This is a genomic window from Asaia sp. SF2.1, from assembly GCF_000505765.1.
In the GTDB taxonomy this organism is placed as follows: domain Bacteria; phylum Pseudomonadota; class Alphaproteobacteria; order Acetobacterales; family Acetobacteraceae; genus Asaia; species Asaia bogorensis.
Window position 1 is genome coordinate 56623 of record NZ_AYXS01000006.1, and the last position, 6645, is coordinate 63267.

The window sequence follows — 6645 nt, forward strand, 5'->3', positions numbered from 1 at the left end:
GCGATAACTTTTGCCGGTTTTCGTTAAGTTTCAGTGACTGGCAGGCTCCGGCGCGAGCACGGCATTGGCCGTCGCGGCCTTGGTCGCGCTTATCGCGTTCAGATCATCCGAGGAGGCGCCGGGCGCGATCGCGGCCTTGCCGGTCGAAATCGTCTTCCTTCCATCCGTCGCTTCGCGGGAAACTGAATCGAGGCTGATCGTCCCTGATTCTGCAGGAGGCAGCGGCGCCACGGCTTTTTCATGGATCACTTCGGCCCCTGGTGCCGTGACGACCGGGGCGTCGGTCACGACAGATGCAGAAGCGGCTGGACCTGCACCAGGAACCAGCGATGTCGTTGCCTGAGTGGGGCCGGTCGGCGCGGACAGGGCAACAGGCTCGCTATAGGCCTCCTTATTAAGGATCATATGATCCTGCTCATGCGTGCTTGTCGGATCGGTGTCGTAGATATCGACAAGCTTGTCCGTACGACCGTAGCAGAACAGCACAGTATGAAGCTGGGGGCGTGTTCCCGCCTTGACAGGTGCCCAGATGACCTGCGCCAAGCCGAGTGTCGCAACACTGGTCAGAACCTCGCCCGCCTTCATGGCAGCGCGACCGCCAGACGTCAGACCGGACGTATAAATACGGTAGATATCGCAGGGCCGACCATTTTTCTGAATGGTGCCCTCCGCGCGCCCGAGTGTACTTACGATATCGAAGCGATCCGTGTTCGCATTGAACTGGCTCAAAAGAACGGGCTCAGGCGCGGGCGTCGAGCTTCCGCAGGCAGTCAGAGCGCAAGAGGAAATTAATACGAGAGGGGCGAGAGCGCGTGAAAATCCCATTGGGATCAACTCCAGGTGAGAAACTGTATCAAAACATATCGTATATACGGTTAATGTCAATTCCATATATATGAAAAATGTTTGACGATCGGTCCGCTCTGAGTTAACCGCTGTGCATGGGCAGAAAAAAAAACTGGGACGAAAGACTGCTCCTTACCCTTCCCGAAGGGGCAAAGGCCCTTATCGACTCAGTCCTGGAGATCGGTGAGAACCGCAATGCGATGATCCGTAGTGCAATCGACGCCGAGATTCGCAAACGGACGCGACGCCTCGCCAGAGCCCCATCCGAGACCGCGCCTGAAGACGACCAGACAGACGACTGACAATCTGGTCAGCGGATAATCGCACGCGTCGAAGCCCGGCCGACGGCCTGCGCAAGCGCGGGACATTCTTCGCGTTTCAGTCCTTTGGGTTGCCTGAAAGCAGTTCGGATAGCGTCTATACCGAGACGCGTAAAATAGAACCGCGGCTCCTGCTCGATGCGGTGTGGGGTCGTCGCCAATCCACGCTCGATCATCGTCTGGAGTGCGGCCGGTACATAACGATCCTTCTTGCACGAGCCATACCAGCCCGGAAGAGGGAAACCCTCATCAAGCCTAACCGACCCAGGTGTTTCGCGCTGGAACCTCTGCCGCAGCCATACACATTCCCGTCTCGACAAAACCAGATCACTCATTTTTTGCCCTCGCGAACACGACACAAATCACCACATTTCCTCAGCTATCCGATCAGTGTCGCCCGCCCTGTATGGTAGTCGATCCCATATCGGCAGCTCCCCTTGTCTCGACCAATGTGCCTATGGCCAATTCCTCCCGGTTGCGAACATCGCGCAGTGCGTAGAGGCTCCGGTCAAGAAACAAGGCGTTCTGAGCTCCCCGCTCCACAAGGGCCCTGAAATAGGCGTCGCGGGCATGGATAACCGCCTGTCTCTCGAGGCGCGAGGCCATGATGATCACGGCAATCGCCGCCTGGAGCCGACCGAGAACGCCACATCCCTGCACCCAGGCGTGATACGAAACCCCGATCTGACCTGACAGATATTCGGCCGCGTCCATCAGCTGCTCCGCGCTGGGTGTCGCTGTGGGGCATATCTCGCGAAGAGCTGTGCAAATTCCGAGATAGAACTGAGCTGTTCCCTTGAATCCTCGAAGAGCGCTCTCGCGTCCGAGGCGAGGAGTTTCACCCGGATCATCCAACGGCTCACGCCGCATTGCTTCAATGCGATTGCGGCTGCAAGCCGCTACGGAGACTACTTTTTTAAGAGATAGATTGTTTTTTGTATCTGTATAGTGGGTCTCATTTTGCGCACCCATGGGTCTCAGATTGGGCGTCTCAGGCGCGGCGGCTGTGAGGTTATCCACAGTCGTTTCCTGCTGCGCCTGGATGGTTTGAAGGGCTACGAGATGCGCAGCCATCTGCCCGTGCAGTGCGTGCAGTTTGGCTGGCTCATTCATCATCAGACGCAAACGCATAAGACGCCGTGCCTCTGCCATGATTATCGGCTGATCAAGAGTATCGGACAAAAGACGCACCTGCTCGTTGAGCGAGGCGATTTCCTGACGCAGGAAGCTCAGTTCCTCCCGCCGGCGCGTCTCCGAGCGGCTGAGTGCGACGAGATCCGACCAGCGATGCCGTAGCGAGGCCAGGTTGAACCCTGTCCGCTGGGACTCTGTCCCCTGCCACCTTTTCCCGCGCTGTCCGTTGCGGCCGTCCTGGGCCACCAGAAACCGGGCATCGGCCAGCTCGCGGATATGACGTCGCAGCGTTGCGAGCGACACCCCGGTCCAGTTCAGAAGCGTCTCGTTATGCGCGTAAACGAAAGGCGTCTCCATCGCCGTCCAGTCTTCCGCCCTGGTGTGCTCGATCATCACGATCAGCGTATTGGCCGCCGCCGCCGACACAGGCAGGGCGCCACGCAGTGATTTGAGCAGCCCGAGGATTTCGCGACGCGCCGGATAGTCAGCAGGCTCCTGTGTCAGCTCGACTTCGGCTTCCAGCATGGCCGCACTCAGCCGCCGCCGTCCGGGCCGATACGACCCGTCCTGCCCTGCAAAGGGAGGGGTGAACTCCATGGTCCAACATCCATCGAAAAGTGGTTGCGTGAACCGCTTCCCGGCTGGTCGTTCAGACAAATCTCTCCCGTTCGCAAAAAAACCTCTTGCGTTTCGGGAGGGAGCATCGCTAGATGGGGGCCTTAATTAGCAGCGGCCTCCAACCAGATCTCCGATCTGTCATGAACCCTGGCTCTTCCGATCTGGTAAATCGGGGGAGGCGGGGTTTTTGGCGTCTGGGGGTCAGGTCATGGTGGTTCTTTTCCTCGACTCGCCAGACGGCCCAGAATGGTCCGGTGGCAGTAACCGACGAAATTGCGGCAGATCGTTTCGCCGAACAAGTCGGAAACGTGCAGGGAACGAAATTTTCCGTTCAACTCCGGGAACTTGGCAGCGTTCGGCTGAGACCCGATCGGGCAAAGGCCGGGCGATCTCTGCGCTCGCTGGCCGGGTATTATGACGGGACGATCCACGAATCTGCGCCTCACATACCCAGGGCACGTCGGTAGATGTCGAGCAGCGTCTCCTGCTCCTCGATCTCACTCGGCTCCTTTTTGCGGAGCCGTATGATGTTCTTCAGGGTCGGAACGTCGAACCCTGCGGACTTGGCTTCTGCGAAGATGTCCTTGATGTCGCCGGCGAGCGCCTTGCGTTCTTCTTCGAGGCGTTCGACGCGCTCGATCACGCTGCGCAGACGTTCGACAGCGATGCCGCCCACATTGGAATCAGGGTCGGCCGCCTGACGTGCCCGGCTGGCGGCCGCTTCATTCACGTCGAATGGCATATCCATAAGATGATGTCTCCGGGTCCTTCAGGGGCGTATGGTTGCGCCGGCTCTTGTTATGGTCAGGCTGGTTGTGCGTCGTCAGATGGCGAGGTAGGCAGGTTGGTGCCTGCCTCGAACGTGTCGTAGAGAATCCTGAAGGTCGTGGAGGCCAGCGCCTCATGAACTGCGCGGCACGGATCGTCCGACCGCCACCCGCTTACCGGGTCATGGAAGTGACCGAGCGTCCCCTGATCTTCAGGTACGATCCAGCGTGCTTTGCCCTGGATGGTGACCGCGTTGCTGGATGCCGTTTTGGAATTATCTTCACTCACTGGTCGAAGCCTCCTGGCTGGATCTGCACGCAGCGGGGTGAAGGACGCCCGTGAAGCGCGCGGGTATAGGCGCGGGCGTCCGACGACCGGGCGCCCACATGGAAAAAGCCGCAGCGGGTACATTCATAGGCACCAACCGCGCCCTTGCCCCGTTTGCGCATCGAGCGCGCCGCGTCCTCGGCGCGTGTGAGGGACACAAATCTGATCTTGCCCTGGCAACCGCATGAATCGTGAGACATCCAGACCTCCTCCCGGGTAATCGCGTTATGGTTGAGGGTCGCCATTGGCCCGGTACTTTCTGATGCGCCCTCATGCAGAGAGCTTCGTAAATCGTTTCGCCTTATCGTGTTTGGGGGATCAAGGCTGATGGCGGGAAGGCTGACTCCCGCCCAGCGCTTCCTTGTGCTGGACAACTGCGGTTTGCTCGGCGTTCATATTTTCCGCCTGCCTGATTGCGTCCTGCAGGGCGGCTTTTTCCTTCGACGCCTGGGCTGCCTCGCTCCCCTGCTTTTGCAAAAGCGCGAGGATCTGCTGTACGGTGCCAAGGGTCTCTTTCTCGACGACAAGCTGGGCGTTGGCGACAGAGACGAAAGCCGTGGGATCGGACGGGGCAGCGAAAGACGGTGCCGCAAATGCAGTCAGCGTACTGATCCCCGCAATGAGGGAGAGCGCCGTTGCATAGCGAGGGCGTTTGGACTGCTGATGTTGTCTCAGGGCCATTATCTCATTGTCCTTCGTTCCGAGGTCGAACTTCTGTGGCTTGTGGTTACGCGGCTTCGGGGCGCGTTACTGTGTACGCTCGGCGAGAATGGTGACGCCGACCATTGGCAAGGCGGCCGCCTTGTCCGACCTCGTATTTCCTATTTGACTTTGCATGGGTGCGACGCAATGAAGCCCCGCAACCGTCACAGAAGGCTGGAAGCTCACATCCTTGAAGCGCGGTTCCTCGAAAGAAAGGTTGCCAGATTTTGCCTTGGCGATTGCGAGATCGTCGGTGAGACGAACATCGCCGGTGACGACGATATTGCCGTTCTTGTCCGGCAGCGCATGGAATGTTCCGGTGACACCGGCGAGAACCCTTCCCGGCTCTTCCGAGACCGTCTCCGGTTTCCCATTGGCCGTTGTCGAAGAAGCCCGCGCAACGTACTGCATATCGCGACCTGCGTTGATATGGATGTCAGAACCGTCCGCCGGCAAATAACCGTCGAATGCGACAATATCCTCGATTGGCAGCGGGAGTGACGTATTATTCAGGCTGACGGGGCGTAAAGACACCAGACGTTCTTGCTTCATCGTCAGATGAATCCATGCGGGTCCCGTGGTTTTAGATGCCGCTTTCTCGCAGGGTGCGGCAACAGACGGCGTCTGCGCCTGGGCCGAAACGGTGATCGCGCCGCAAAAAGCAGAGGCAGCCAATATGGCGCCAGACGTGCACGCACGGCGAAGAGGGGCTGAAAAACGAACCATGATCGAATTCTCCTTTCTGGAGCGGCGCTTTGATTAGGAGTGACGCGCGAGTGCGGGCTAACGGGCCCGATAAGCCGAGATGTGAAGGAAGATATGCCTCTGGGGTTGTCCCTCCCGCGCCACAGGGTCGGAGAACTCCAGATCGACCTGGGTCGCGCAGCGCAAGCCCGTGATCATCATCGGCCTGTCGTATATGAACATATTGGATTTTCCGAGCCGATCGCCCGCATGGCGCGTGACCATGATTTGCGGCTTCACGACAATACCGTGATCAGGGTCCAGAACGGCGCTGAAACTGCCGTCTATCTGCTGGGCATCCCGAGACACGGTTTCAGGAACGGCCCTGCTGGCATCAGGGGACAAGCTGAAATCCGTCCGGGGATCAAATAGCTCTGCGCGGCCGTTACCGATCCGAAGGGGCGCCCCATCCGTCGCGAGATACCCATCGAACTTCACACTATTACGGACCGGGTTTTGGGAGGCCCCTCTCCCGCGGTCGTCCGGGCGGGATGGTGGGACACTTTCTTCCACGAGACTCATCTCGAGCTGGACCGGTCCCGACGCAGCCGGGGCGCTTTCATTGCAGATCGGCACGACAGGACGCTCCATCGCAGAAGCGGGGGCGCAGAGCCCAAGGCCGGCCGCCGCCAGAAGAACGCAGCGCGTTCTGAACGTGCCGGGGCCGGGCATCCAGCGGCTATAAAGCGTCATCATGGCGTTTTCTTTCCTGCAATGGCCGAAGACTGTGATCGAGACCCATCCGGTCTCCTTGAGAAAGCACATCCGATCCCGATCCAGAGAGCGATGGGTTTTTCTCATCGACCCGCAAAAAAAGATCGGAGAATGCCGCCCCCCGTGCACGCAGGCGTCTCCTGCGCACAAAACCATGGCGCTCCATGACGGAAGCAAAGCCGTCTGAGGTGAACCATTGCAGGTGCTCGGGCGGACACAGGGCTGGCCATTGCGTGAGGTCGGCCGGTGTCTCCCGATGCCCGATATCGGGTGCGTTCACGAGAGCATAGCCTCCGTACTGGACGCAGGCAGCCAGTGCGCGCGGCAGCAGCGTGGCATCGGGTAGATGCTCAAGCACCTCGGAGCAGAAAACGAATCCGTAACGTTCCGGTACCGATAAAAGGCTCTCGACATCGGCGACACGATAAGCGCCGCGCCTCGCCTGCGCCGTAGCATAGGCAATACCCGCGCG

10 protein-coding genes are annotated in these 6645 nt (G+C 59.4%); 1 reads left to right on the plus strand and 9 read right to left on the minus strand.

Annotation, left to right across the window (positions count from 1 at the left end):
• Window positions 1-30: 30 nt before the first annotated feature.
• Entirely contained in the window at window positions 31-729 is a 699-nt protein-coding gene (locus tag P792_RS24785) for a hypothetical protein (protein ID WP_023977984.1), read from the minus strand.
• A 212-nt stretch (window positions 730-941) separates the two neighbouring features.
• Between P792_RS24785 and P792_RS24790 the strand changes: the two genes are divergently transcribed.
• On the plus strand, window positions 942-1148 hold the full coding sequence (locus P792_RS24790) for a hypothetical protein (protein WP_023977985.1): 207 nt from the start codon (window positions 942-944) through the stop codon (window positions 1146-1148).
• A gap of 405 nt (window positions 1149-1553) precedes the next feature.
• On the opposite strand, the gene repC is transcribed toward P792_RS24790, so the two are convergent.
• The 8 genes from repC to P792_RS0118190 form a co-directional block, all read right to left on the minus strand.
• A complete protein-coding gene (gene repC / locus P792_RS24800) occupies window positions 1554-2897 on the minus strand; it encodes a replication initiation protein RepC (protein WP_051395817.1) in 1344 nt (447 codons plus the stop codon).
• Window positions 2898-3360: 463 nt separating this feature from the next.
• Window positions 3361-3660 carry a DUF2312 domain-containing protein gene (locus P792_RS24805; protein ID WP_051395823.1) on the minus strand — a complete coding sequence of 100 codons (300 nt, stop codon included), beginning with the start codon at window positions 3658-3660 and terminating at the stop codon, window positions 3361-3363.
• A gap of 62 nt (window positions 3661-3722) precedes the next feature.
• Window positions 3723-3974, minus strand: coding sequence for a hypothetical protein (locus P792_RS24810; RefSeq protein WP_023977989.1), 252 nt, complete (start codon window positions 3972-3974; stop codon window positions 3723-3725).
• Complete coding sequence (locus tag P792_RS24815) at window positions 3971-4213, minus strand: hypothetical protein (protein WP_152530154.1); 243 nt, start codon at window positions 4211-4213, stop codon at window positions 3971-3973. Before P792_RS24815 ends, P792_RS24810 begins: the two co-directional genes overlap by 4 nt.
• A 118-nt stretch (window positions 4214-4331) precedes the next feature.
• Window positions 4332-4694: a hypothetical protein gene (locus P792_RS24820; protein WP_023977991.1), complete on the minus strand. Its 363-nt coding sequence runs from the start codon at window positions 4692-4694 to the stop codon at window positions 4332-4334.
• A 66-nt stretch (window positions 4695-4760) separates the two neighbouring features.
• Entirely contained in the window at window positions 4761-5441 is a 681-nt protein-coding gene (locus P792_RS24825) for a hypothetical protein (protein ID WP_023977992.1), read from the minus strand.
• A gap of 57 nt (window positions 5442-5498) precedes the next feature.
• Window positions 5499-6155: a hypothetical protein gene (locus P792_RS24830; RefSeq protein ID WP_023977993.1), complete on the minus strand. Its 657-nt coding sequence runs from the start codon at window positions 6153-6155 to the stop codon at window positions 5499-5501.
• On the minus strand, window positions 6139-6645 hold a 507-nt coding region (locus P792_RS0118190; protein ID WP_031240226.1), incomplete at its 5' end, for a methyltransferase domain-containing protein. The genes P792_RS0118190 and P792_RS24830, both read right to left, overlap by 17 nt.

Excerpts from the sequence above, each read along its gene's own strand:
- repC (WP_051395817.1), bottom strand. The coding sequence starts at position 2,897 with ATGGAGTTCACCCCTCCCTTTGCAGGGCAGGACGGGTCGTATCGGCCC.
- P792_RS24815 (WP_152530154.1), bottom strand. The coding sequence starts at position 4,213 with ATGTCTCACGATTCATGCGGTTGCCAGGGCAAGATCAGATTTGTGTCC.
- P792_RS24830 (WP_023977993.1), bottom strand. The coding sequence starts at position 6,155 with ATGATGACGCTTTATAGCCGCTGGATGCCCGGCCCCGGCACGTTCAGA.
- P792_RS24825 (WP_023977992.1), bottom strand. The coding sequence starts at position 5,441 with ATGGTTCGTTTTTCAGCCCCTCTTCGCCGTGCGTGCACGTCTGGCGCC.
- P792_RS24790 (WP_023977985.1), top strand. The coding sequence starts at position 942 with ATGGGCAGAAAAAAAAACTGGGACGAAAGACTGCTCCTTACCCTTCCC.
- P792_RS24805 (WP_051395823.1), bottom strand. The coding sequence starts at position 3,660 with ATGCCATTCGACGTGAATGAAGCGGCCGCCAGCCGGGCACGTCAGGCG.
- P792_RS24820 (WP_023977991.1), bottom strand. The coding sequence starts at position 4,694 with ATGGCCCTGAGACAACATCAGCAGTCCAAACGCCCTCGCTATGCAACG.